Annotated in this window: 20 protein-coding genes; all 20 read right to left on the bottom strand. The window is 49.2% G+C overall.

The genetic code is table 11. From position 1 onward, the window contains the following. Positions 1–3: 3 nt before the first annotated feature. Entirely contained in the window at positions 4–1,422 is a 1,419-nt protein-coding gene (locus VN379_RS04405) for a hypothetical protein (protein ID WP_325531189.1), read from the bottom strand. Between the two features lie 13 nt (positions 1,423–1,435). Further along, positions 1,436–2,326, bottom strand: coding sequence for an NAD(P)-dependent oxidoreductase (locus VN379_RS04400; protein ID WP_325531187.1), 891 nt, complete (start codon positions 2,324–2,326; stop codon positions 1,436–1,438). 24 nt (positions 2,327–2,350) lie between these two features. Next, positions 2,351–2,935: an amino acid synthesis family protein gene (locus tag VN379_RS04395; RefSeq protein ID WP_325531185.1), complete on the bottom strand. Its 585-nt coding sequence runs from the start codon at positions 2,933–2,935 to the stop codon at positions 2,351–2,353. Positions 2,936–2,975: 40 nt separating this feature from the next. Beyond that, positions 2,976–3,815, bottom strand: a complete 840-nt coding sequence (locus VN379_RS04390) for a hypothetical protein (protein WP_325531183.1) — start codon at positions 3,813–3,815, stop codon at positions 2,976–2,978. Between the two features lie 3 nt (positions 3,816–3,818). Continuing rightward, positions 3,819–5,321 (bottom strand): DUF362 domain-containing protein, encoded by a 1,503-nt coding sequence (locus VN379_RS04385; protein ID WP_325531181.1) that lies wholly within the window; start codon positions 5,319–5,321, stop codon positions 3,819–3,821. 13 nt (positions 5,322–5,334) lie between these two features. Beyond that, positions 5,335–7,629 (bottom strand): xanthine dehydrogenase family protein molybdopterin-binding subunit, encoded by a 2,295-nt coding sequence (locus VN379_RS04380; protein ID WP_325531179.1) that lies wholly within the window; start codon positions 7,627–7,629, stop codon positions 5,335–5,337. A gap of 22 nt (positions 7,630–7,651) precedes the next feature. Next, entirely contained in the window at positions 7,652–8,125 is a 474-nt protein-coding gene (locus tag VN379_RS04375; RefSeq protein WP_325531178.1) for a (2Fe-2S)-binding protein, read from the bottom strand. 15 nt (positions 8,126–8,140) lie between these two features. Then, positions 8,141–8,998: a xanthine dehydrogenase family protein subunit M gene (locus VN379_RS04370; protein WP_325531176.1), complete on the bottom strand. Its 858-nt coding sequence runs from the start codon at positions 8,996–8,998 to the stop codon at positions 8,141–8,143. A 66-nt stretch (positions 8,999–9,064) separates the two neighbouring features. After that, on the bottom strand, positions 9,065–10,213 hold the full coding sequence (locus tag VN379_RS04365) for a DVU_1551 family NTP transferase (protein WP_325531174.1): 1,149 nt from the start codon (positions 10,211–10,213) through the stop codon (positions 9,065–9,067). Between the two features lie 54 nt (positions 10,214–10,267). After that, the gene (locus VN379_RS04360; protein WP_325531172.1) at positions 10,268–11,440 is read right to left on the bottom strand and encodes an amidohydrolase family protein; all 1,173 of its coding nucleotides are present in this window, start codon (positions 11,438–11,440) and stop codon (positions 10,268–10,270) included. Between the two features lie 75 nt (positions 11,441–11,515). Continuing rightward, complete coding sequence (locus tag VN379_RS04355; RefSeq protein ID WP_325531170.1) at positions 11,516–12,835, bottom strand: MFS transporter; 1,320 nt, start codon at positions 12,833–12,835, stop codon at positions 11,516–11,518. Between the two features lie 254 nt (positions 12,836–13,089). Continuing rightward, positions 13,090–14,448 carry an MFS transporter gene (locus VN379_RS04350; RefSeq protein WP_325531168.1) on the bottom strand — a complete coding sequence of 453 codons (1,359 nt, stop codon included), beginning with the start codon at positions 14,446–14,448 and terminating at the stop codon, positions 13,090–13,092. A 323-nt stretch (positions 14,449–14,771) separates the two neighbouring features. After that, positions 14,772–17,105, bottom strand: coding sequence for a xanthine dehydrogenase family protein molybdopterin-binding subunit (locus VN379_RS04345; protein ID WP_325531166.1), 2,334 nt, complete (start codon positions 17,103–17,105; stop codon positions 14,772–14,774). Between the two features lie 18 nt (positions 17,106–17,123). Beyond that, entirely contained in the window at positions 17,124–17,591 is a 468-nt protein-coding gene (locus tag VN379_RS04340; protein WP_325531164.1) for a (2Fe-2S)-binding protein, read from the bottom strand. Then, positions 17,588–18,463: a xanthine dehydrogenase family protein subunit M gene (locus tag VN379_RS04335; RefSeq protein ID WP_325531162.1), complete on the bottom strand. Its 876-nt coding sequence runs from the start codon at positions 18,461–18,463 to the stop codon at positions 17,588–17,590. The genes VN379_RS04340 and VN379_RS04335 overlap by 4 nt, the downstream gene beginning before the upstream one ends. A 288-nt stretch (positions 18,464–18,751) precedes the next feature. Next, positions 18,752–20,347: a sigma-54 interaction domain-containing protein gene (locus VN379_RS04330; protein ID WP_325531160.1), complete on the bottom strand. Its 1,596-nt coding sequence runs from the start codon at positions 20,345–20,347 to the stop codon at positions 18,752–18,754. A gap of 212 nt (positions 20,348–20,559) precedes the next feature. After that, on the bottom strand, positions 20,560–21,726 hold the full coding sequence (locus VN379_RS04325; RefSeq protein ID WP_325531158.1) for a pyridoxal phosphate-dependent aminotransferase: 1,167 nt from the start codon (positions 21,724–21,726) through the stop codon (positions 20,560–20,562). A 380-nt stretch (positions 21,727–22,106) separates the two neighbouring features. Continuing rightward, the gene (locus VN379_RS04320; protein ID WP_325531156.1) at positions 22,107–22,565 is read right to left on the bottom strand and encodes a hypothetical protein; all 459 of its coding nucleotides are present in this window, start codon (positions 22,563–22,565) and stop codon (positions 22,107–22,109) included. Between the two features lie 148 nt (positions 22,566–22,713). Next, entirely contained in the window at positions 22,714–23,913 is a 1,200-nt protein-coding gene (locus VN379_RS04315) for a GGDEF domain-containing protein (RefSeq protein ID WP_325531154.1), read from the bottom strand. Positions 23,914–24,119: 206 nt separating this feature from the next. Beyond that, complete coding sequence (locus VN379_RS04310) at positions 24,120–25,610, bottom strand: amino acid permease (protein ID WP_325531152.1); 1,491 nt, start codon at positions 25,608–25,610, stop codon at positions 24,120–24,122. Positions 25,611–25,675: the final 65 nt, after the last annotated feature.

The raw sequence follows: 25,675 nt of genomic DNA, 5'->3' as shown, positions 1-25,675 counted from the left end.
CCCCTATTCAACAGTCTCAATACCCAGCCTTTTAGCCACGCGCCAGGCTTCTTCCTTATCTGATGCATCCTTTAGCACCAGTCGGCCGCCACCCCGGTTAAGCGCCGACACCATACCGGTCTTTTCAGACGCAAAGACTGTAATCTGCTGCAATTGCGGCTTGTCAACCTGCAGGATCTCGACCGCGATTCCCTCACTTGCTACCTTACTCATTACTTCCCGGTACAACTGGCTATTGTCAGTTCCTGCCCCATATACAGCGGCCATCAGAATGCCGGGAACATTAATCCCCCGGCGGGCAAACAATTCAGGATACAACTCTATTTTTACTTTAGTAATTTTCCCTTTAGACAGATAATGGGCAATCCGCGCGGCATTGGTCGGCGAACCGACTGCTTGACTGCTGCCGCCGACAACGGCCTCGCCAAAAGGCTTGACAATGGCATTAGCCTTGCTGGCCATAGCCCGCGCCTCAGCCAGGGCTTGTTTGATCGTTTCATCAATACGGGACTTTTCCTGCGCCTGGACATCTTCGCCGATATAGGTCTCTACCGCCGTATTGGTCTTGAAAAACGGTTCCATATACTGAATAACAACAGGTACCACCTGTTTCGCCGATACCGGATGCACAGCTGCCGCCATTGCAATCATGACATCGACCGGCACAGTTACCGGTATCGAGGTAAACATGGCCAGCTGGGCTGCCAGTTTCCCGATCATCACACCACCGCCGATATGCGTCGCACATAACCCCGCTACCATAACCCGGGGGGTACAGGGGTTGGCAATTGTTGGCGATATTGCCAGCACAATAGCCTTAGCCATATCGGCCGGTTTACCGCCAGCCAACTCGACAAAGGCTGCAGCTGATGCCGCCGCCCCGGCACCGAAGCCCTCCATATTACAACCGGTTGAGGTCTTGCCCACCCGGAATATCGTACCGATTTTTAGCATGACGGCAGCAACCCGGGCTACTGTTTCCTTATCCTCCAGTTCTTCCAGCATTGCCCGGACAAAACCGGCATAGGTACATGAGTCACCGGTACCGGCACAAGGCTGCAGCCCGACCGAGTGATTGCCCACCTGCGCCCCCAGCGTATAGGTCAGTACTTTATTGAGAAACTCATCAGCCACAAGCTGTGGTGCGCCGGCTTGCGCCACTTCCCGGCCGGCAGTTCCCATCAAAAAGCTTGAGCCTGTTGTTGTCCCGATTTCCACAGCATATAGATTATGCGAAAAACTGGCAAGCACGGCTGAATATACCTCCGACCGGGTCATGTTGCTTGTTGCCATGGCTTCGGCAACAACGACCTCACTGACTTGCACCTGGGCCTGTCTGGCTATTTCAATGCAGTCACCAATTGTCAGTTCACCGGCTGCCAAACCGTTCTCAGCAATGATTTGATTGATTCTTTCCATCATCGACCACCGACCTTTATTCCCTTACTTGAACACCTGTCAATTCTTCCCATATCTTAATTACGGCCGAAATATCCTCCCGCCCTAAGCCTTTGGCCTTAGCCATGGCAAACACTTGTTGGGCTGAAGCGCCCACAGGCAAGGGTACATCCAGATTCTTGGCTGTTTCCATCGCCAAGTCCAGATCTTTATATTCCAAATCAATGGCAAAGCCGGCAGCAAAATTATTTTTTAGAATAAACTTCTCTGTTTTCGCTTCTAAGGCATAACTGCGCCCCGAACTCTCCTTAATAATATCCAGCATGACCCGGGGCTTAAGACCTGACTTTGCTCCCAGCACCAACGCTTCGGCTACTGCCGCCATATTGATGCCCAGCAAGAGGTTGTTTACCACTTTCATCGAATCGCCGGCACCAGTGGCGCCAACATGGTAGATTTTTTGGCCCAGCATTTGCAGAATCGGCTCAATAGCCTGTACCGCCGCCGCTTCGCCGCCCACCATAATTGTCAGGGTTCCGGCCACGGCGCCGGCAACCCCGCCGCTTACCGGGGCGTCAATATACTCTATCCCTTTAGCCTGGGCCAGCGCAGCCATCCTGTGCGTACTGGCGGCAGCCACGCTGCTCATATCAATGATGGTGTGCCCAGCTGTACCACCGGCCAGCAGGCCCTGCTCACCGGTCAGGGTAGTCTCGACAATAGCAGCATTCGGCAGCATCATAATGATCACGGCTGCGGCCTCGGCCAGTTCCCGGGGCGACCGGCACGGGATTGCGCCTTGTGCCGCCAGTTCAGCTACTGCTGCCGCGTTAACATCATATATGTATAGTTGAACCTTAGCAGACTTCAGTAAATTTTGCGCCATCGGTTTACCCATGGCCCCAATCCCAATAAACCCAACCTTCATTCTTCTACTCCACCCTTGTGCCTGTTATCTCAGGCCATCTTCACCTTTTATTTCCTGTACTTGCAAACCGCCAATGCGCGGATGGGGCCGTCCCCCGGAGGTTACCACAACCGCAACCAGAATCTCATCTGCCGCCGGCGCATCATGCAGCCGTACCTCCATAGCGTCATAGTGGGTTCTGACAAAAGCGGCATCTTTATAGTGTACAGGTACGTCCAGCGAGGTTCCCGGCCCTCCCAGCTTTTTGGCTGAAGGAATGATAGCCTTGCCACCGCTGACTGCTTCCCGCATTGGTTTGCCCAGCTTAGGGTGCAGAATGGCTGCACCATGCTCTAATTCACCATTCATGCCGATAATAGCCCCTTTGCCATAACTCTCGGCCTGTTCGGGGTTTATGCCCATCGCCGCCACTGCCTTCCGGGCCAGCAAACCGCCCAGATATTCGCCAATATCGCTGAGCAGGCTCAGGTCTTCTGCATATTCACCGGCAAACGGGTTTTTTATAACCGCTGCTGCCGCGCATTTTTTGAAAGGTTTATCAACCGCTTTCTTGCCGTCCATACAAACCTCTTCCACAACTGTAACAATTTTGCGTATTGTCAAATCCATCGCTCTTACCTCCAATAGCTATTTATCAAGAGACCTTAACTTATCGCCCTATTTCAACAAGAAAACCCTCCGGAATCATGACCAGCTGCTGCTGGACAAAAATCGCTGCTCCCGCAATGACTCCCTGTTTATATAATTCAGCCGCTCGTGCCCACCCCTGCCTGAGTGCCGTTTCAACCACCGCCGGTGGCAGCAACCCCACTTCCCGCACAACCAGGTGGCCGCGAATATCGGTATTGGGGTCAAGCTGCTCAGCCCAGGCCAGTTTAATTGCCGGGTGCTCGACATAGGTGGCATTGCCCAGGCTGGTGGCGCAGGCATCAGCGACTGCCGCCGTACCTGCCGCCACTACGGCGGCGGTGGCGATTCCTTTGGTAAAACTGCGCCCACCCAGGCCGCTTGTGGCAATACCGCCAATCCCCCGCCCTGTGTCCAGGGGCAGAACATGGGTAGGCTGCAGGCCAAGCGCCGGTGCCACCCCTACCGCTGTTGTCCAGGGACCGGTCAGCCTGACAGCTATATCGCCCCCGTTATTGACAATAGCTTTCACTGCCCCCTGCGCCAGCAGCCAGTCGGCAGTCAGGTCGGCAATCGTGCCGGCTACCGCCGCCATCGGCGTCAGGGTTGCATCACCTGCCCGCTTTACAGCTGCCAGCATACACTGCAGCACGTCCGGCAAACCGTCAGTGGCTATTATGGCCTGCTGCGGGCTTGCTGCTGTTTTTTGGTAAACAGCCAGTTCGGCCAGCACAGTTTTGGCATACCCGGCAGCCTGTTGGGCCAGCTCGGTCAGCGGACCGCTGCCTCCCTGCGCGCTAATCGTCATTTGCATTGGACCATAGTCTAGTTTTACCTGCCCTGGAGCAGTTATTGCAATCATGATTTAAACATCCTTTTTTACTGTAGCCACCGGTTTAACGGCGGCAGTGTGCCCGCCAATTTTTTCAAATGTTGCCCGCGTCATGGTATATTCGACCGGCGCCACGGTGGCCGGTGTCGCAACCCAGGTAAAAGCCTGCGGTACCACTTTTTCCACATCAACCATGAAGTTAATGCCACCGCCTGGCAGAATATAGGTTGGAGCCCCGCCGATTGTCAGCTTAACCTCGCCTTGATGCACCGCCTGCGAGAGCTTAATCGGATAAGTGGTTACCCCGGCCCGGGCACTGCCGCCCGTTCCCCCCACATATACCGCCGATACACGGGCTTCCTCACAGTTGGCGGCAATCAGGTCAACTACAGCCTGAATCTCAGCAGTCAACGGAATTTCTGTTACCGTACCGTCAGACTGCACGGCTAAAAGCCCTGCCTGCTGCCCGGTCGTCTCAGTAACCAATATCCGCAGCCCCGGTTTAGCCAGGTTCATATCTACCATTTTTACTGCCTGTAACGGTCCGGCGATGTTGGTACCACCCCAGCCATGACCTTGTTCACCGAAATAACGCCCGCGGGTGCTTTTTCGTCCGTTTGGGATAACACCACTGTAGGTCATCCCAACCTCTTCCCCGGCCCGGTGCTCAGATAATAAACCAATGACGTGATGATCCAGGATAATGGCTTCATCGACAACGCTGCTTAACTGGGCGGCAAACATACCAACGGTTGCACTGCCACAGCCAACCCGCATTTTCTTTTCGGTCACACCGTCAATGATCGGGGGCTGTCCCACGGTAATGTCCAGCGTACTGCCTTTTTCCACCTGTAATACCATCCGCTCACCATTTGCCAGGCCGACAATGGTCCGGGCTGCCGCAAAGCCATGTTTACCGCTTAAGATGTTGGCACCGCCGATTGATAACATCTTGGCGCCATACTCCTCGGTATCCACCATGCCGATTGCAGCGCCGTCCCTGAACACGCGTGCCCCTTCTGCCCCAATATGAGCATTGGCATCGATTTTAACCTTAATGCCACTATAGCTGAGCGGCGCCTCGGTAACCACGGTGATTACCTCAATATCGCGTACTCTATCTGCTACTATATGCGGTGCCGGTTTACAACAGGGGTATTCAGTCCCTGCCCCAACAGCCGTGATCAGCGGGCGGTCCGGTATTTCCGGATATAACTTGCCGGCCCGGTCACTTGCCGCTACTAACTCACGATTGCGGATAAGCGTACCATTGACATTGGTATACCGGCGGCAAGCCCCTTCAAAACCAGGCTGGATCGCGCACTGCACCGGGCAAGCCCGGCAAACGGCAGCACCGTCAGCTACAATGTCATTCCGGCTGACTGCGCCACAGGGACAAACCCGCAGACAGATACCGCAACTGGTACAGTGAATACCTAACTGTGCTATTTTATCGATTAAAGCAACCGCACTTGTGGGGCAGTTCTTTATGCAAAGCCCGCAGCCTTTGCACAGGCTTTCTTCAATTACAATCACATGTGTGTCCCCCTTAAACCGGCCTATCGTTACCTTGCCTAATAGCGTTACCGCTAGCCTTTAACAGGCGTAACACCCGTTCCGGACTAACCGGCAATTCGGTAACGCGAATGCCAACCGCATCATACACGGCGTTGGCAATCGCGGCAGCCGTCGGAACAAGTGAGGTTTCCCCCAAGCCTTTCGCACCAAAAGGTCCGGTATCGGCCGGCTCTTCCACAATGATCGAATGCACGGCCGGCACATCAAGCGAGGTAGGAATAAGGTAAGTGGCAAACGAGGGTGTTTTAATCCTGCCCCGGTCTTTCTTTACGTCTTCATAGATACCATAACCCAACCCCATAATGCTTCCCCCCTCAATCTGGGCTTCCACCTGGAGAGGATTGACCGCTTTGCCCACATCATGGGCCGCATAGATATTTAATACCTCTACCTGCCCGGTTTCAGTGTCAACTTCAACCTCAACGGCCTGGCTGCCAAAAGCATAGGCCTCATATGGCGCACCGGCGCCTGTAGCATTGTCAAGTCCGGTAGTTGTTGGATTAAACCACCCATGGCCGATTGTCATTTTCCCTTTGCTCCGGCAGGCGGCTAATATCTCTTTAATCGTTTTACGGAACTGCTCTTGCTGCCCCTGAACAGTAACCCAGCCGTCCTTCAGCACAATCTGAGCTGCCGGAACACCAAAACTCTCAGCTGCCACTTCCAGTACGATTTTTTTCGCTTCCCTGGCAGCACGCAAGGCAGCATTCCCGGAAATATAAGTCTGGCGGCTGGCAGAGGTTGCACCACCATCAGGCGTAACCCCGGTATCGGCGGAGATAACATGGATATCATCAAAGGAAATCCCTAATTCTTCAGCAACAATCTGGGCGATGATCGTATTAGATCCCTGCCCGATATCAGCGGCGCCAACCATCAGGTTCACCGTACCATCATCCAAAAAGTCAACATATGCCCCGGCCGGATTAGGCAGACCGGTATTGCCGATACCATAAAACATACAGCCAATACCATATCCCCGTCTCTTTACAGTGTCCGTCCGGGCTTGTCCATTGATATGCTCCTGCACTTTAGCATAAGCGGCGGTAAGTGTGCTATCAATTCCGCCCCCGGTTTCAAGTATCTGTCCGGTTGCTGTAACACTATTCTCCTTGAGTGTATTGATTAAACGTACCGCCAGTGGGCTGATGCCGGCTTTCTCCGCAACCATATCCATCTGCTGCTCATAGGCAAAGGCGATTTGGGGCACCCCGAAACCGCGCATGGCCCCGGCTGTTGGATTGTTTGTATAGATGGTATATGCATCCACCCGTACATGCGGTACTTCGTAGGGGCCGGTGGCATGAACAGCCAGGCGGGTGACCGGCGCCGGTCCATAGGAGGAATAAGCCCCCGTATCGGCGATCGCCACCACATCAATGGCCAGCAGCTTACCATTCTTATCGGCCGCTGTTTTATAGCTTATTGTGCATGGGTGTCGTTTAGGGGAGGCAACTAAGGATTCTTCCCGTGTATATACCAGTTGAACCGGGCGTTTTGTACGTACGGCCAGGAGAGCCAGAAAGATTTGTACCGACACATCCAGTTTACCGCCAAAACCACCGCCGGTGGGAGCCTGGATCACTCTAACCTTATTGCTGGGCATCGCCAGATTGCGGGCTACTTCCCGGCAGTCAAAATGCGTATTCTGGGTTGAGGCTTTGATGACCACGACATCACCATCCAGGTACGCCACCCCGGCCTCAGGCTCAATATACGCATGTTCCTGCATTTGCGTCCGGTAGGTTTGTTCTATGATAATATCGGCACCGGCAAAAGCCGCCGCTACATCACCTTTGCGGATCTTGCGCAAAGACAGTATGTTGCTGTCGCCATGAACCTTGGGTGCGTCTGGACGCATAGCCTCTTCAGCATCAAATACCGGCGGCAGCTCCTCGATTTCAACGTTAATTAACCCTAAGGCCTGTATTGCCAGTTCTTCTGTTTCCGCTGCCACCACGGCCAGCGCATCACCAATTTTACGTATTTTATCATATACCAAAACAGGTTCATCTTTGATAACAATGCCATGAGCATTACTGCCAGGCACATCTGCCGCTGTCAGGACCGCAACGACCCCGGGCAAAGCCTTAGCTGCCGCCACATCAATACTTTTCAACAGGGCATGCGGTACTTTACTCCGGAGCACTTTGGCATAGAGCATAGCCGGCAATTTAATATCTGCGCTAAACTTGGTCTTTCCCAACACTTTATCCAGAGCATCTTTACGAATCACTGATTTTCCGATTACGGAGAAATCTCCCATCTATGCCAACTCCTTTGGAGACTCATCGTTTTTGCTTGACTACTTTTTCGATCGCATTGGCTATTTTGGTATAGCCGGTACAACGGCAGAGATTACCGGCTATAGCCCCCATAATCTCTTCCCGGTCCGGGTGAGGATGTTTATCTAATAACACTTTGGCGGATAGAATCATACCTGGGGTACAAAAGCCGCACTGTACTGCGCCCTCTTCAATAAAAGCCTGTTGCAGCGGGTGCAGTTGCTCATAATCACCCAAGCCTTCAATCGTAACCACTTCCCGGCGGTCAACCTGAGCTGCCAGCACCAAACAGGAATTAGCTGTCACCCCATCAATAATCACAGTACAGGCGCCACAATCGCCTTCACCACAGCCAATTTTTGTCCCGGTAAGACCGAATTCCTGACGAATAACATCCACCAGCCGCTGGTCAGGCTCAATCGCGACTGTCACTTTTTCACTGTTAAGAACAAAATTAATAGTTACCTTTTCCATCATATCTCCCTACCTAACTTATTCAGCCCAGGCTTCTTCCAATGCTCTCTTAATCAAAACCCCTGCCGTCTGCTGGCGGTATACAGCTTCCGAGCGCACATCATCAATTGGTTTGACCGTCTCTGCAACCTTATCAGCCGCCTGCTGAATGAGGCTGTGGGAAAGAACCCGGCCCAGCAAGATGTTTTCCGCCTCTGTCGCTCTTATCACAGTAGCCGCCACAGAACCAAGAGCAAGCCGTACCCCAGTCACCTTCCGGGTGTTTTCTTCAACCTCCAGCCAAACAGCGGCATTGACCACAGCAATGGCTAACGCTTTGCGTTTGCCTAATTTCTGAAAGCTGGAGCTTTGACCAGGCTGCTGGGCCTGAAAAGTAATCGCAACTATGATTTCGCCAGGCTCCAGCACGGTACGGCCAGGGCCGGTAAACAAATTACTGAGGCTAATCTCCTTAATGCCGCTGCCTGTCGCTACTTTTACCTGTGCCCCATAAGCAATCAGAGCCGGAACCGTATCGGCAGCAGGAGAAGCATTGCCGATATTTCCGCCGATTGTTCCCGTGTTCCGGATTTGCGGTGAACCTACCAAACCGGCTGCTTTTGCCAGCGCCGGGGCATAGCGGTTAATCACCGCTGATTCGTATACCTGTGTATGGGTAACAGCAGCCCCAATCGTAATTCTGCCATTGTCCCAGGTGATGCCACCCAGTTCTTCCAGCCTGCCAATATCGACAATTGCCACAGGATCAATAAGTTTTTCTTTTAGCTTCACCATAAGATCTGTTCCACCGGCAATAAGGTAATAACCGGAATTCTCTTTAATTAATTGAACTGCCTGCTGTAGTGACTCTGCTCTCACATATTTAAACTTACTCACAACGCTGCTCCTTTCCCTATAACCAACCAACATAACCAGCCAAAAACCTGTCAACATACCACTTGTTTAGCAGTTAAAATTTTTATAATCCTGTAGCTTTATATCATTGCAGTGGCAACCCCCTAGAATCCCACTAATCCGGGCAAGAATCCGCTGCGCAGACGACATGCGTTGTTTTATCAATAATACTTTATCCGGCTCATTCGAGAATCTTTGTAAAGCATTTTCAAATCTCTCTTCAACACTAACGATTTGCCCCTCATGGGTCAATTTATCGGCAAGAAAGACGATGGCTGCTTCATCCAACGTGCTCTTATCATCAAATATCAAATCCATATGGGTGGCAATAATCCCGGCAAGGCGCGGATACCCATACCTTTTCATTAGCTTGGCTCCCTGGCGCGCATGGTGCGGTTTCCCTTTGGCAATATCGTGCAATATACCGCCAACCTCGACTGCAGTGCTATTCAAATGTAATCCCGCCTTGTTCAGCTTGTCGGCTAATTGCCGTCCGGCTGTTGCTACTGCCAGGCTGTGTTGGATAACCTTATTTGAGGGTTGGCTATCTTTCAACAGGGCAACCGCGTCCTCACAGGTAGGCAACGCCTTGCCCAGACGATAATCATTCAATTCTTCATAGTCCGCGGGGGTATCTATATCAAGCAGCACCCCCCGGTCAGGCACTTCGACATTGATAGCCGGTGCCAAACACTCCAGCGCGCTCTTAAGCGTGCCTGAGCCTGCCACAGCAAGGATATTGTCGAAATACTTACCACTAATCAGCGGTGGGTGGCCCCTCCGCCCCCTGAAAACAGGATATACCACAGCCGAATCTGTTTGGCGGAATTTCCTTAGCATGGTTTTAATACTGGTTTGCTTCACCATCGGTGTATCGACAGGCAGCAGCAACACACCTTCCGGTTGCTCTGTAAAGGAATGCAACCCGGCAAGCACAGAAGAAAACATGCCTTCTTCATAGCGTTCATTTATCACTACCGTCACTTGCAATTGATCTAAAACAGGCCGTAATCTCTCCGCCTGCCAGCCAACCACTACTCTAATGTCAGCGACTCCCGCTTGCCGGAAGGTATTTACTACTGTTTCGATGACCGAACTCTCACCAAAAGGAAGCAGCGGCTTAAATGCTCCCATACGGGAGGAAAACCCGGCTGCCAGTATTAAAGCGGCGATGTTCTGCGGGCGCTTTCCCTTCATGCTTCCATCCCCCAGCTTTCTTCCGGTCCTGGACTGGTATATGTCACCGCCAGTCTACCCCAATGTTACCTTGCCTGCCGCCGGCGGTGTATTGCGGCTTGTATTTACTTTGATTTCGCCATCAATTAAGACCAGCGCCACCCCGGGCAGGTCTCCGGCCTGCATGGCTTCAAGCGCATTCCTGCCGACCGAGCCCAGCGGTGTATCAATAATCGCCAGATCAGCTTCTTTACCAGGAGCAATAATCCCGGTATTAAGCCCGTACACCCGGGCTGTATTTCCGGTAGCCATGGCGATCGCTGTTTCAGCAGGGATATCGGACATACAGGCAGTCTGAACAATCGTCCGCAGGATACCCAGCGGAATAACCCCGGTGCCGGAGGGCGCATCATTGCCGAAGATAACCCTATTTAGTTGACCCAGTCCGGCCAATTTGCGCACAGTCTGGTCAGCTATTTTGGGATTGCCGCATTGGACAACCTCCAGGATCAAGTCACTGTCTGTGATCAGTTTATCGACTTCTGCCGGCGAGATCGCTGTCGGCCCGCCATTAATGTGGGAAACAACGTGTGGCTTTACCGCCATGACATCCGCAGCTGTAACTGTTGAACTGCCGGGAATCGAGGTACCGCCGGTATGCATCATGACTTTCATCCCATGGGCTTTTGCCCACTCAACCATCGGCGCAGCCTCGGCCGGCTTTTTAATTGAACCCAGCCCGACTTCACCAACCAGCCAGACGCCATTGGCCGCTAATTCAGCAAAATCAGCCTCAGTCAACCCTTTTTCCAAAATGACCGCACCGCCATGAACCTTTACACCACCGGGACGTTGTTTCTGAAAAGAGCGTTGTGCCAGTACGGCCAGGGCCTTTACCCCCACCGGATCAGTAGGCCGGCCGGGGGTATGACACTCACCAGCCGAGATCATGGTAGTTACACCGCCATGTAAAGAACTATCTATAAAATCAGCCATTTTCTGCCTGGGGGTATAATCGCCAATAACCGGGTGAACATGTGAATCAATCAACCCCGGCACTACCGTCATCCCACCGGCATCAATGAGTTTGTATGCATCAGAATGTAGTTTAAGATCATCAAGAAGTTTTGGGCCGCCCACAGCCTCAATCTTTCCGTCATGAATAATAATCGTGTCAGCCGGCAAAACCGGCTCATTAATATTTCCGGAGACCAGAATTCCAATATTTGTTATCGCTGTATATGCCATTTCAGCCACCTCCAGAGATTTTAAAGAACAGGCAGAGAAACATCCATTTCTCTGCCGATTCTTTTTCAGTGCCGTCTAATTTAATGCTTTTTGTTTGGTTTCATCACCCAGGACAATCATGTCTAACGCAGCGATAACCAACACTGCCGTAAACATCATAAATACCAGTGGAATTTTATCAGGACCGGTAATCATCGCCGCAACAACCATTGGGGCGGCGATACCGCCAATCCGGCCGAAGCCTGCTGCCCAGCCCACACCGGTGGTGCGCGCCTCTGTGGGATACAGTTCAGGAGTGTAGGTATATAAAATACCCCAGGCACCAAGATTGAAGAAGGACATCAGGCAGCCCCACAAATAGATATCAGTAACCGAAACCGCGCTGCCAAACATGTACGCCGAGAATGCGCAGCCAAGCAGGAAAGTTGCCATAGTTGCTTTGCGGCCAAGCTTATCGACCAGCGCAGCTGCGGCAAAATATCCCGGGATTTGCGCTACTGTCATCCATAATACAAACTCAAAGGACTGGACCATATTGTGTCCGGCTTTAACCAGCAGGGTAGGCAGCCAGAGGAAAATACCATAATAGGAGAATACGATGCAAAACCACAGGATCCATAAGCAGGCAGTCCGCTTAATATATTTAGGGCTAAACAACTGCAATACACTAAACGCAGGCGCTGACGCAGCTGTCTGTATTTCCGCCAGCGATGGTTTCTGGCCTGGCGTTACGCCAAGCTCTTTTTCAATATCGGACACCAAGGCATGAGCTTCGTCTACCTGTCCTTTTTTCATCAGGAACAGCGCCGATTCCGGTACAGTCCGCCACAGGTAAAAGACGTATAATGCCGGCAGGGCACCGATATAAAAAGCAACCTCCCAGCCGTACTTAGGAATAATCAGGTAGGAGATAATTGAAGCCGCCAGCCAGCCAAAAGCCCAGGCGCTTTCGAGCAGTACAATCATCCGGCCCCGGTATTTAGTAGGAGAATACTCGCTCATTAAAGTAATAGCAACAGGCAGTTGTCCACCTAAGCCAAAACCAACTAAAAAACGGAAAAAGAGCAATGACTCGTAATTCCAGGATAAGCCGCAGGCGCCTGTTCCCAGGCTGTAGATAATCAGGGTTGCGGCAAAAACCTTTTTCCGGCCAATATAGTCAGCAATCGTGCCGCCAAGCATTGCACCGATAGCCATGCCAATCAAACCTACACTACCAACAAAGCCAACTTGCGCCGAACTCAATTTCCATGTAGCAATCAGCTTGGGTAAAACAAAGGAAATAATACCTGTGTCCATGGCATCAAACGCCCAGCCTAAACACATAATCAGCAATAACCGCCAGTGGAATTTCCCGAGAGGTAAGTTTCCTAAACGCTCAGTAATTGTGGACATGTAAACAACTCCTTCATTTTGGATCTAAAAACGTTTTATTGCTTAACTTTTTTTTGCATCGCCTCCATCCAGCTGCACCGTTGCCGCTCTCTAAGTTAGCCATCATTGCTCAGCCCTGCCGGGTTGTCACAATGAATCTATCTATACACCGGTTACAGCCTAGACATCTTTGGCTATAGCTGTGGCCGCGATGAATGAGCAGCATTACCTCCACATTCATCGTACGCCTATTGGTGGACATAATGATCTGCTTCTTATTGCAGGCCCCGCCCCTGGGTTTCCCTGCCCAGGATTGCTACTGCAATACCGGCAAGGATAAATGCGCCGGCAACTATAGCAATTGCCCCGGTAACGCCGATAAAGTTAAGTGCATAGCCGATAACCAGCGGAGCCATCATCGAACCCAGACGTGACCAGGTTGCCGCCATGCTTGTTCCTGTTACCCTTACACTTGTAGGATAAAGCTCTGGCGTATAGGTATAGGTTATGCCCCATACCCCTGATACGAAGAAAGAGGTCAGGACTCCTAAAAGTACAACCTGACTAATCTCTAAAGCCCCATAGCCTAAAGCCCAGCCAAATAGTACTGTAGCTACTCCTGCTAACAGCAGATTAGCTGTCAGCAGCCGCTTTCTGCCAAACTTGTCCATGCCATAAGCACATAATATTTGATTAGGTATGTAAGCCAGCTGCATGATAACCACATAGAGGAAAGACTTGACCATGCTATGACCAGCCTTAACAAGCAGTGAAGGCAGCCAGGCGAAAAGGCCATAATAGCCGAACATCCCCAAAAACCAGAGCAGCCACAGCATTAGTGTTGTTCGCCAGTACTGCGGTGAGAACAAAGTTCCAATAGACCCCTTACCTGCTACAGAAACAGCCGCCATAGAGGCTTCCGTGACTGGTGGTATTTTGCTGGTTTTCGCTACCTCAGCCTCAATCTGGTCAACAATTGCCAACGCTTCCTTATCCCGTCCCTGCAAAGCAAGCCACCGGGGAGATTCCGGCAGTTTCCGGCGAACTACCCAGATGTAAAGGGCCGGTAGAGCCCCGATAGCAAAAGCCCATCGCCAGCCATCCTGAATACCCGGAATAATAAAGTAGGAAAGTGCCGCGGCCGCAAGCCAGCCGACTGCCCAGAACGTATTAAGCAGGCCCTGGACTTTCCCCCGGTCCTTTGCCGGAATAAATTCCCCCATCAGCGCAGTAACTACCGGGGTCTCGCCACCTAGCCCCACACCAACTAAGAAACGAAAGCAAATTAATGATGTAAAGTCCCAGGCAAAAGCACAGGCCAGAGAGGCAGCTGAGAACAACAACATTGTCCATTGAAAAACAGCCTTACGGCCAAAGCGGTCTGCTGCAGGACCTGACAGAAAAGCTCCTGCCATCATGCCTAATAATCCTGAACTAAGCAAAATTCCCACTTGCGCCGGGCTTAGATGCCAGGCCTGGATCAGCGCTGTAGCGATAAAGGTTACCAAGCCCACATCAAAAGCATCAAAAGCCCAGGCACACCCATTAATAGTTAGTAATTTGTAGTGAAATCTGGAGAGTGGCAGACGGTCAAGCCTTGCCGCTACAACCACAGATGTTCCATAGTTATTCATAATAAATACCTCTGATTAATTATTTTTATAAGAATTCATTAGTCTCGCGCACAATACTAACCTGTTCATGCATCGCCTCCATCTTGCTGCACCGTTGCTCGCTTAGTCTCGGTTGTCACTGCGGCAGCCCTTTTATAGGCTCATTGCAATGAATCTATCTATACACCGATCACAGCTTAGACGTCATTGGCTATAGCTGCGGTGGCCGGAATCAAAACCGGCTCTCCACACTTACACTAAAGGTTGAATTCAAATGTCATTAATCATCGGTTGATTCCAGCACACCGGTTGGTGAATGAATTAGAGATATCACGCTAACTCTGCTAAAGTTCCTGCAATCTGGCTAAAACTTTCTCCGGGGTTATTGGTAATTCAGTAAATCGCACCCCAATCGCGTTATATACGGCATTGGCAATTGCCGCAGCGGTGGGGATCAGCGTCGGTTCACCTACCCCTTTTGCGCCAAATGGGCCGGTTAGTTCAGGCTCTTCCACGATGAGTGGGTACATTGGGGGAACATCCAGTGCGGTTGGCATAAGGTATGTTGCCAGATTTTTGGTCAGGATCTTTCCCTCATGCACCTGTATTTCTTCTGTTAATGCATACCCCAAGCCCATCGTACAGCCGCCTTCAATCTGGCCTTCAATATTAAGCGGGTTAATGGCCTGTCCCACATCATGTGCGGCAACAATCCGGATAACCTCAATCTCACCTGATTCAGTATCTACTTCTATTTCAGCAATTTGCGTAGCAAACGCATAGGTGGCATAGGGTTTACCCTGTCCGGTTTCCGGATCCAGACCGGTAGTATCCGGGTTAAACCAGCCGTGACCAAGGGTGAGCTTACCTTTCATCCGGCATTGAGCAATACAGTCGGCCAACGATACCGACTGACCCTTTCCTTTAGGCGACAAGCCTAAATCAAGGCGGCATTCACTGAGACAATCTGATAAAAATTGCGACTTATCTGAAGCAGCCCTGACACTAAGTTCCTTATGACCTACTACCACGTCAGCAGGGACAACCCCTAACATGACTGCGGCCATCTCAATAAGTACTTTTTTCGCTTCTTGTGCAGCCAGGCGCACCGCATTGCCGGAGATGTATGTCTGACGGCTGGCCGACGACGCCCCGCCGTCAGGGGTAATTCCGGTATCGGCCGATACCACGCGAATATCCTCCATATCAATGCCGAACTCCTCAGCTACAATCTGGGCCAAAACAGTATCAGATCCTTGTCCAATGTCGGCGCAGCCGGTTAAAACAAGCACCGTTCCGTCATCCAGTAAATTCACATAAGCCCCGGATGGATTGGGCAGCCCGGTATTACCAATGCCATACCACATGGAAGCCATACCGGTGCCACGCTTTTTGCGCCACTTCGCATTGAAGTCAGGGCTGCTTATAAGTGTTTTCGCTGCTGCAGTCTTTTCCAGGGTCGGGATAATCCCGATACTCTGCTGTAACTCTGCCCCGGTCGCAGTCACAGAACCAGGACGAAACGCATTTAGCAGTCTGATCTCCAGCGGCGATATGCCGATTTTCTCAGCCAGCATATCCATCTGGGCCTCATGGGCAAAAGCGACCTGCGGTACGCCAAACCCACGCATAGCCCCTGCTGTCGGATTGTTGGTATATACCGTATAAGCCTCAATCGCAACATGGGGAATTTCGTAGGGTCCGGTCGCATGCACCGCTGTCCGGGTCAGTGTTCCCGGCCCATATGATGCATAGGCTCCGGTATCACCAATAATTGAGCACTCCATTGCCAGCAGTTTACCGTTCCCGTCAGCGCCTGTCTTCATTTTTATCGTACAAGGGTGCCGTTTGGAGGAATTAACAATCGATTCGGTTCGTGAATAGACAAGTTTTACAGGCCGTCGTGTTCTCATCGCGATCAAACCTAAATGAACCTGCACCGAAATATCCAGTTTTCCACCAAACCCGCCGCCGGTCGCCGCCTGAATCACCCGTACCTTATCCAGCCCCATTTTGAGATTCCGGGCTACCTCTTTCGCGTCAAAATGTGTGTTTTGAGTAGATACCCAGATCGTGACCACATCACCATCAAGTTTTGCTACCCCGGCTTCTGGTTCAATATAGCCGTGTTCTACCATTTGTGTCCGGTATTCTTCTTCAACCACCACTGCACACCGTTGAAAAGCTGCGCCAGTATCACCTTTACGAATTTTACGGACAGCCAATATATTACCATCTTCATAAATCCTGGGAGCAGAATCTGACATGGCTGCCACTGGGTCAAATACCGGCGGTAATACTTCTATATCTACTTCAATAAGTTCCAACGCTTTTTCGGCCAGCGCCTCGGTCTCGGCCGCAATCAAAGCCAGTGGATCACCTATTTTACGGATCTTCTCGTTATTTCTGACCAATACGGGTTCATCCTTTACGATCATCCCGGTGCTGTTAGTGCCTGGTACATCTTTACCGGTCAGAATCACCACAACGCCTGGCAGCATCTCAGCCTTGGACACATCAATCGAACGTAATATCCCATGCGGCACGCTGCTGCGAAATACTTTTATATGTAACATGCCGTCAAAATGAATATCAGCGGCAAATTGAGCTTTTCCCAGTACTTTGTCAACTGCATCCAACTTTTTCACCGACTGTCCCACGATCCGATATTGGCTCAATTTACTCACCTCCCAGGCCTATTGACTGTTTGCTACCTTTTCAATGGCATTAATAATTTTGGCGTAACCGGTGCAGCGGCACAAATTCCCTGAAATATGTTTGGCTATTTGCTGCCGCGTAGGTTTTGGGTTGTCATCCAACAGTGATTTGGCACTGAGCAGCATGCCCGGAGTACAAAAACCGCACTGTACCGCACCCTCGTCAATAAATGCCGCTTGCAGCGGATGCAGTTTATCATAGGTACCCAGCCCCTCAACAGTAAGCACCTCATGCCCCTCAATCTGTAAGGCCAGTATCAAGCAGGAGTTCACAGTTTTGCCATCTATAAGCACAGTACAGGCCCCACAGTCACCTTCACCACAACCAATTTTGGTACCTGTCAGCCCTAACCGGTTGCGCAGCATATCGACAAGCAACAGGTTAGGTTCAACGGCAATCTCCGTCTTCTGCCCGTTTAAGGTAAAGGCGATGGCTTTTTTACTCACCACCTGCACCCCACTTCAACTCGCTCCAGTGCGGTCACTAAAGCCCTGAACACAATAACCCGGGCCAGACGGGTACGATAACTGGCTTTACTGCGCACGTCGTCAATTGGTTTAAGCAGTTGAGCTGCGATTTCACCGGCCTGGGTAAATACTTCGGCATTGGCCTGTTTGCCAATCAGCCATTTTTCCAGTTCGTATAACCGAATTGGGGTAGGAGCCACTGAACCAAAGGCAATTCGGGTATCACTGATTATTCCATCACTTACTTTCAACCAGGCAGCACAATTAATGATAGCAATAGCCAATGCTTTTCGTTTGCCAAATTTTAGAAAAGCCGCTCCTTCATCAGGTTGGATTTGGCGAACTTTGATCTGGGCAATAAATTGTCCGGGTACTAAACAGGTTCTACCTGGCCCTTTAAACACATCAGCTAACGGCAGTTCCAAAAAACCGCCCTGACTCCGGAGTTTCACCTGTGCATCAAGAGCGAGCAAGGCCGGGACAGTGTCGGCAGCAGGTGATGCATTACAAATATTACCCCCTATTGTCCCTTTATTTCTAATCTGCGGCGAACCAACCTGCCCGGCCGCTTCTGCCAGAATTACTGCTTTTTGGTTGACTAGGTCCGACTTGGTCAGATCGGTATGGCTGACAAGCGGCCCAATCCATAAATAACCGTCTTCATCGGTAATTTGTTGTAAACTATCAATACCATTTATATCAACGACTGCTTCCGGCATTGGCCGCAGCAGTTTTTCTTTCATTTTTACTAATAAATCAGTACCGCCGGCAAGTAAAGCATAGTTGTTCAGCCCGCTCAGAGTGTCTACCAGGGCTTGAATGCTTTTCGGATTATAGTAAGCAAATTCCATAAATGGTTCCACCCCCTCAATTTTGGACTTGCATTATTATATAGCAATTATCATGCCAATTTGTCGAAACCTCTTATTCATGGGCAAAACAGGGGGGAAACCCACATTATTTTAGCTAACTGGCAGCATTTTTCGAACTTAATTAAAAAAAACCATCCTTTATAAACAAAGAGCATTCCAATTTCGAAATGCTCTTTACCGTAATTACCGAGAAATACATTAATACCGGCTTTTATTGCATTTTATTCTTGCAATGTATCTTCCATAATCGCAATTATCACACCCACTTCATTGGATACTCACATTTGTTACAATTCCCAGCTCGACCATCTTACGCCACAGTGTTGTTGTACTAACCCCCAGGAGCTTAGCAGCTTCACGTTTAGCCCCGCCCGTGTATTTCAAAGCACCAATGATAGACTCCCGTTCGACCACAGCCACCGCTCCAGCCAAAGTTCCGATCTGCTGCTGCTGTTTCCCTTCCGGTAGTGAGCCATGAATATAATGAGGTAAATGGTTCATTTCAATTGTACTTTCGTTAACACTGACAATGTTCATCATATATTCAATGCAATTTTTTAATTCGCGGATATTACCAGGCCATTGATACCGGCATAAATGGTATACCGCTTGCTCGGAAATCCCTGTCACAAATTTACCCAGCAGATTATTAAACTCACTGATAAATATTTTGACCAACGCCGGAATATCCTCTGATCGCTCCCGTAAGGACGGAACTTTGAGTTCAACAACATTTAAACGATAGTATAGGTCATTTCTGAAAGACCCATTGTTGATCATCTCAACAAGGTCGCGGTTGGTTGAGGCAATAACCCTCACATCAACCCGGAAAGGCTTCCCGCCACCGATGCGGGTAACCTCCCGTTCCTGTAATACCCGCAATAATTTACTCTGTAAATTAAAGTCCATTTCACTGATTTCATCAAGAAATATTGTCCCGCCATTAGCCTGCTCAAACGCCCCTGAGCTTCCTCTTTTTTTGGCGCCGGTAAACGCCCCTTCTTCATAACCAAAAAAACAACTTTCAATAAGCGATTCAGGCAGGGCACCGCAATTAATGGCAATAAAGGGATTACTCCGCCGCTCGCTGGCATTATGAATTGACTGGGCAAATAACTCCTTGCCGGTACCGGTCTCGCCAGAGATAATAATAGACGATATTCCTTTCGCAACAAACGCTGCCCTGCTTTTCATTTTTTCAATTGCTTCACTTGACCCAATAATATCGGAAAAATTGTAACGGGCATATTGGAATTTCTTGACTTCCTCCATTAATTTTTGCTGTTTTCTTACACCTTGCTCATTATTAAATCCGAAACCAAACTTTCTCGTGATAGGGATTCGCACAGCTACAGCCCCCATCCCTGACATAGAATCGCCAATCACCGGCCGCTGGCTCTGAATGGCTTGTTGGGCCGCAACACTGACTTTACCAATATAATTACTATTGGTTTGACCATCAATACCGACACTGGCTACCCTGCGCCCCTCCTCATTAAACAGCACGGCCTCACCGCCGGCGACCCTGGCAATAAACGGCAAGGCCAGCTTCAATGACTCCTCTAACTCCTGCTCACATTTCAACCGCTCAAAATTGCTTGCAGCAAGTACATATTCGCCTAAGGGTAAGCTCCAGGCCTCAGCCCCCTCGGTAATTTGTGACGGACCGACACTAACCATCCCGGTACTGCCGGCTTCCTTAGCTAAGTTAAATATCTTGCCTTTTAATGTTTCAACCTCCTGCCCCTGGGAATCGACAGTCCTAATCCGGACACCAGCTTTATCAGTAACCGTGGCATACCCACCGGTAATACGTGCAATTGGCAACAGTGCCTGCAACAGGCATTCAAGCAATTCAGACATAACAACCTCCAACTTTATTATTGGGACATATCTTTTTACCGGCCAGCAGCTACCAGACAACTGACCAAAAAAAAAGACTTTCTCACGATTTGCGAGAAAGTCTACTATGACTAAGCTACATATTATGTTTAGTTATTATGCTTTTCCTTTATTCTAAGATACAAAACATCCCCTGTCAAGTGATTAGTTTCACTTACCCTGTTTCGGGTTAATTATAGCAGGTCGGTTAATACGCTTTTCATTGCTGCACAGGCCTCTGTGATCATTTCCTCATCGCGAACATAACATAGGCGGACATACCCTTCACCGCCTTCACCAAAGCAGGAACCGGGCACCACCGCCACACCGGCCTTTTCCAGCATAAGTGTGGCAAATTCTCTACTAGTAAGCCCGGTACCGGTAATATTGGGAAAAACGTAGATGGCCCCTTTCGGTGTGGCACAGGTAATACCAGGCAGCTCATTCAGTTTTTCCACCATAAGATCACGTAACTTTTTATAACGGCTGATACGTTGCGCCATTAACTCTGGAGAAGTATTGAGGGCGCTAATGCCGGCATATTGAATAAATGGCGGTACACAAGTATAGACAGTCTCAAACATTTGACCCATTTTGGCAATCAGATCTGCCGGTCCGATGGCATACCCTAATCGCCAGCCGGACATGGAATGACCTTTTGAAAAACCACTTAAAATAATCGTTCTTTCCCGGCATTGATCAACCACAGCAGGCGAGTAATGCTGGCAATCATAAATATTCTCCGCGTAGATCTCATCACTTAGCAGATAAATATCTTTTTCCCTGGCGATTTCGGCCACCTGCAGCATCTCGGCTTCTGTCATTACACCACCGGTTGGATTTTGTGGCGATGTAATAATAATCAGTCTGGTCTTATCGGTGATCCGGGACAACAAGTCGGCAGGGTTAAGCCGAAATTCATTCTCTTCCCTTACCGGCACCTTAACTGCTTTAATCCCCAGATAACTTGCCACAGCAATGTATACAGCAAACCCCGGATCAGAAAAAATGACCTCCTCACCCGGGTCAATCACACAGCGCATAACAAAATCAATAACACTGTTAGCCGGCATAATGGCTACCTGGGACACATCAGGCTTAAAGCCCAGTTTCCGCTCGGTGTAGTCGCAAATAGCCTCCCTTAAGGGGGGAATGCCAAGTGAATCGACATATTTGGTATGACCTCTATCCAGAGCCTCTTTGGTAGCGGCAATAACATGGGGATAGGCGTCTATATTTGCATCACCAACCTCAAACCGGTAAACCTTTTTACCGGCAGCCTCCAGCGCGCAGACATTTGTTAAAATATCCAACATTGGCTGACCTAACAGCCCTTGGGTAAGTTTTGAGAAACCTTTCATAGCAGGAAACACTCCTTCATAAAAATAAGCCCTATAACTTTAATGTACACTGGTGTTATAGTTTCAGGAAGTTAATCATGATCTTTCATTCGTTATACGATATAGTTTATCCTGCATAACTATACAAGAAACTAAAACCTGCCCCTCGTTCCTAAGCTCTCATTAATCAATAAAATTTCTCGCCAATTCCGGACTCAATTTCCTGTAAAGCCTCTCATTTAGCTAATTAAAGACCCTATTGGAGATTAGCTGTATAAGCCTCTCTTAGTAGGGCTTTTTTGTTATATAACAAAACTAAAATCCCACGCATATAAACAAACCGGGTCACAGTCCCGTTTATATTCAATCAATACACTTTTTGATATTCCGGTTATGTTTTGTCACTCGACCGGTTCATAACGAATTTCCCAGGTAAGAGTACCTTTGCGGCTATTGTCTCTAAAAATTCGCCTTTCGTGCATACTGTACCCTGCTACTATAATTTCTACAGCTCTCTTATCAGCTGAAAAAATTTTGTTTTTTGTGCCTGGAGACACTTTTTCAATCTCACCATTCTCCCATACAATCTTAATAACCGATTTCTCCGCATTCTCGCCAGTTGCTTCAAAATTGACAACAGATATGTCCCGGGCGGCTCGCCCCGCAATTGCCTGCCGCAATTCAATTTTTCCTGTAAAAGGAACCTCAATTCCATGAATAATCCGCAATGACGGCATCGGCGTAATTGTAACCCGATTAGCCAGGTCTGCTGAATCTGTGAATCCCTTTTCAGGTATAGTAAAACTCTTGTCCATACCTGGGAAAAACAGATAAGCCGCTATAACAACAACCAACAACATTGAGAGGGCACCTATCAGGAAACTTTTCCACGACTTTACCATCAAACTCACCTACCTTATCAGACTCACAGGTGACTCACGGGGACGGTTCTCCTGAGTCTGTTAAATAGTTATTATAGTTTACTCTACTCTTCCCATAAATCGCGCTTTATTTACTTACACAGTTGCGTCCCTTTTTCTTGGCACGATAGAGGGCTGTGTCGGCAGCTTTGATTACATCCTGCGTTTGTTTGTTCTTTTCACTGCGCTCAGCCACCCCCACACTAATTGTTACAAAGAGCTGCTTGCCACCTGGTTTTCTCTTGGTCTTTTTCTCTTTGCGGCCCTGGTACGCGTAGGGGGTTTTTTCCACTGCCATGCGCAATTCTTCCAGAAAGGGTAAGACATCTGCAATTTTGGCGTGAGGGAAAACTATCGTAAACTCTTCACCGCCATAGCGGAAGGCCTTCCCCCCGCCAGTTACCTTTTTGAGCACAGATGCCACCAAACGCAGTACATCATCGCCGGTGTCATGCCCGTAAGTATCATTAAACTTCTTAAAAAAGTCTATGTCCACCATCGCGATTGTATACTCGCCTCTTAATTTCATCAGTTCCTCTTTAAGCGCACGGCGGGCTGGTAAGCCAGTCAGTTCATCCAGGTACGCCATAGAGTATGAATCCTGGATCACCGCAACGATCAGCATAACGCCGGCAACACCAAAGAAAACGGGGATCGCTATGGGCTGAGTGCTTAAATGCAACGCAATCATTGTGGTGATTAATACAGTTAGTATGGCATTATCTATATGTGTATGATTCTTTAGTTGCCTTATTACAAGCACCAAGAATGCCAGGCTATACGCCAAAATCGCAGCTTGAGGTATTGCGCCGAAAGTAAACAGCGTTTCAGCCTGAGCTTCTTTATGAAAAAAGCTGAGCAAAGTTTGATCATTTGATATTGTTGCCAGTGAAATATAGAACAATTGAAAGCCAACAATACTAAAACGCCCTAAACCCCAGGTATTGAAAATACCACGCTCTTTTAATAGGGAAAAGATAAATATATTAACAGGCAGCAACATACAAACAACAGGATACATAACTGCAGGCAAATCCGGTATACCCACAGTAGTTGCGGCCAAATCACTGAGAGCATATTGACAGAGGGCAATCACTGTAGCAATAAAAAAGACCCGGCTGCGATTAAACCACCAGCTTAATAACATAGCAAGCGCATATATCGCATATGAGAAATTATTTATAGTATTGAATAAGACATAATCTGTTTCTAACCAAAGAAAGGCAATAAGCTTAATAAGTAAAAGCCCGAAAGGAATGGTTGTTATGATTGATAGTAGTTTTGCCATTAATTTGCTAAAATCCCTTCATACATAAAAAATAACCTTAAAACATATCCATTATAGCAAATTACGACATCTATTGTCATTATTTATGGCTACAACTTCATTACATACGGCAATCTCCTGTTATTTTCAATACACTATACACCTTGGACAGTAAAAAAACGATGCGCAATCACCTGACGCGCATCGTTTTATATTACATTTGCGGTTTAGTTACTATCATTTTCAGTACCTTGGCTACGAGGCGCTTGCTGATCCTTACATGGTTTAGTCTCAGAAGTTAGCTCTTGCGCTGTTTCAAACTGCATCTCCATTGCCCGTATCCCTTGGTTATTGCCATCCTTCTTATCTGATGGAACTGCTGAGATTTCTCGTTTCTCAAATCTGTTTGCTACCAAAAAGATTAAGGAAAACAAAACTACAAATCCCAACCCCGCAAATAAGCCGGCCCCTTGTCCGGGAATCAACGGCATACTTACAATAATCAACACGATACTTGCCAGAGCGATCAATGAAGTAGCGGGGAATCCCGGCAGCTGGCATTGCCCGTCAGGAGGACACCCATGACTTTTCCGTAGTTTATGGTGAGTTAGCAGAATGACAAAGTATGAGAAAAGTAAGGAAAAGCCACCTGAGCTAACCAGGAAAAGATAAACCTGCTCAGGCAGCAATAGCCCGATGCCCAGCGCAGCAAGCATTGAGAACCCTGAAAGGCCAATTCCTTTATAGGGTATATCACCTTTATCCTGCATCCATACCGGAGCATGTCCCTCGTCGGCCAGCGATCGCAGCATGCGCCCCAGCCCAAACATGGCCGCTAACATTGTTGAGAGTATAGCAGTTACCAGGACAATGTTAATGATATTGCCCGCCCAGTTAAAGTTCCAGGTGGCTAGTGCAGTCACTAAGGGGCTTTGTTCTGGCGTCAAAGCAGTTGTTGGCACAAGCAGTACTAAAGCGGCAATGGCAGTCACATATAAACCAACTAAGCCAAAAACGGTATATGTAATTGCCTGAGGTACTGTTTTCCCAGGATTAGCTGTTTCAGAAGCGGCCAGCCCAAGCACCTCAAACCCTGCATAGGAAAACATTACAATCAGCATACTCCCTGCAAGTCCCCCAATTCCCCCGGGAAGAATTGGCTGACTTGCCACTGCGCCGGCCCCCGCGTTCGACACCCCCGGCATTAGCCCACTAACGATCGCTACGCCGAGAACCACAAACCCCACAATAGCAATGAGTTTTACGGCTGCAAGCCCACTTTCCAGTTTACTTAAGCGCTCTGCCCCGAATAGATTAAGCAGGGTGACAAGGATAATAATGACCGAGCCGAGCAGTGGCAGGGAAACGCCCGGAAGCCAGCTTCGCAGCAATGCTGATACGGCAATTGCCTCACTGGACATTGCCAGCACTAACCCTGTCCAGTAAACCCAGCCTACAACAAAGCCTACAGCAGTTCCAAAAGCCTTTTCTGCAAAAGTACGAAAAGAGCCTGGAGCCGGATCTGCAACCGTCATTTCCGATAGTGCGTACAAAATAGCATAAACCAGAGCACCGCCAGCTATATAAGCGATTATAATTGCAGGACCTGCAGCATGAATGGCAACAGCTGACCCAAGAAAAAACGAGCCTCCAATTACCGTTCCTAAGGCCAGCATCGTTAACTGCCAAGCCGTTAAACCTTCTCCTTGCTTCTTCAAATTAGCCCTCCTTAGTAACTTATTTATCTTCATATACAAGTATCTACGAAGAAGGGTTATGTTAT

The organism is Sporomusa sp. (assembly GCF_035561255.1).
GTDB lineage: Bacteria > Bacillota > Negativicutes > Sporomusales > Sporomusaceae > Sporomusa.
Note: the sequence above shows the minus strand (reverse complement) of the source record. Positions and strands in the feature narration are given on the sequence as shown.

Bases quoted from the DNA above. Each gene is read 5' to 3' on its own strand.
- VN379_RS04395 (WP_325531185.1), bottom strand. From the start codon at position 2,935: ATGGATTTGACAATACGCAAAATTGTTACAGTTGTGGAAGAGGTTTGT.
- VN379_RS04335 (WP_325531162.1), bottom strand. From the start codon at position 18,463: ATGGAATTTGCTTACTATAATCCGAAAAGCATTCAAGCCCTGGTAGAC.
- VN379_RS04380 (WP_325531179.1), bottom strand. From the start codon at position 7,629: ATGGGAGATTTCTCCGTAATCGGAAAATCAGTGATTCGTAAAGATGCT.
- VN379_RS04390 (WP_325531183.1), bottom strand. From the start codon at position 3,815: ATGATTGCAATAACTGCTCCAGGGCAGGTAAAACTAGACTATGGTCCA.
- VN379_RS04375 (WP_325531178.1), bottom strand. From the start codon at position 8,125: ATGATGGAAAAGGTAACTATTAATTTTGTTCTTAACAGTGAAAAAGTG.
- VN379_RS04400 (WP_325531187.1), bottom strand. From the start codon at position 2,326: ATGAAGGTTGGGTTTATTGGGATTGGGGCCATGGGTAAACCGATGGCG.
- VN379_RS04365 (WP_325531174.1), bottom strand. From the start codon at position 10,213: ATGAAGGGAAAGCGCCCGCAGAACATCGCCGCTTTAATACTGGCAGCC.
- VN379_RS04320 (WP_325531156.1), bottom strand. From the start codon at position 22,565: ATGTTGTTGGTTGTTGTTATAGCGGCTTATCTGTTTTTCCCAGGTATG.
- VN379_RS04325 (WP_325531158.1), bottom strand. From the start codon at position 21,726: ATGAAAGGTTTCTCAAAACTTACCCAAGGGCTGTTAGGTCAGCCAATG.
- VN379_RS04355 (WP_325531170.1), bottom strand. From the start codon at position 12,835: ATGTCCACAATTACTGAGCGTTTAGGAAACTTACCTCTCGGGAAATTC.
- VN379_RS04350 (WP_325531168.1), bottom strand. From the start codon at position 14,448: ATGAATAACTATGGAACATCTGTGGTTGTAGCGGCAAGGCTTGACCGT.
- VN379_RS04330 (WP_325531160.1), bottom strand. From the start codon at position 20,347: ATGTCTGAATTGCTTGAATGCCTGTTGCAGGCACTGTTGCCAATTGCA.
- VN379_RS04360 (WP_325531172.1), bottom strand. From the start codon at position 11,440: ATGGCATATACAGCGATAACAAATATTGGAATTCTGGTCTCCGGAAAT.
- VN379_RS04405 (WP_325531189.1), bottom strand. From the start codon at position 1,422: ATGATGGAAAGAATCAATCAAATCATTGCTGAGAACGGTTTGGCAGCC.
- VN379_RS04315 (WP_325531154.1), bottom strand. From the start codon at position 23,913: ATGGCAAAACTACTATCAATCATAACAACCATTCCTTTCGGGCTTTTA.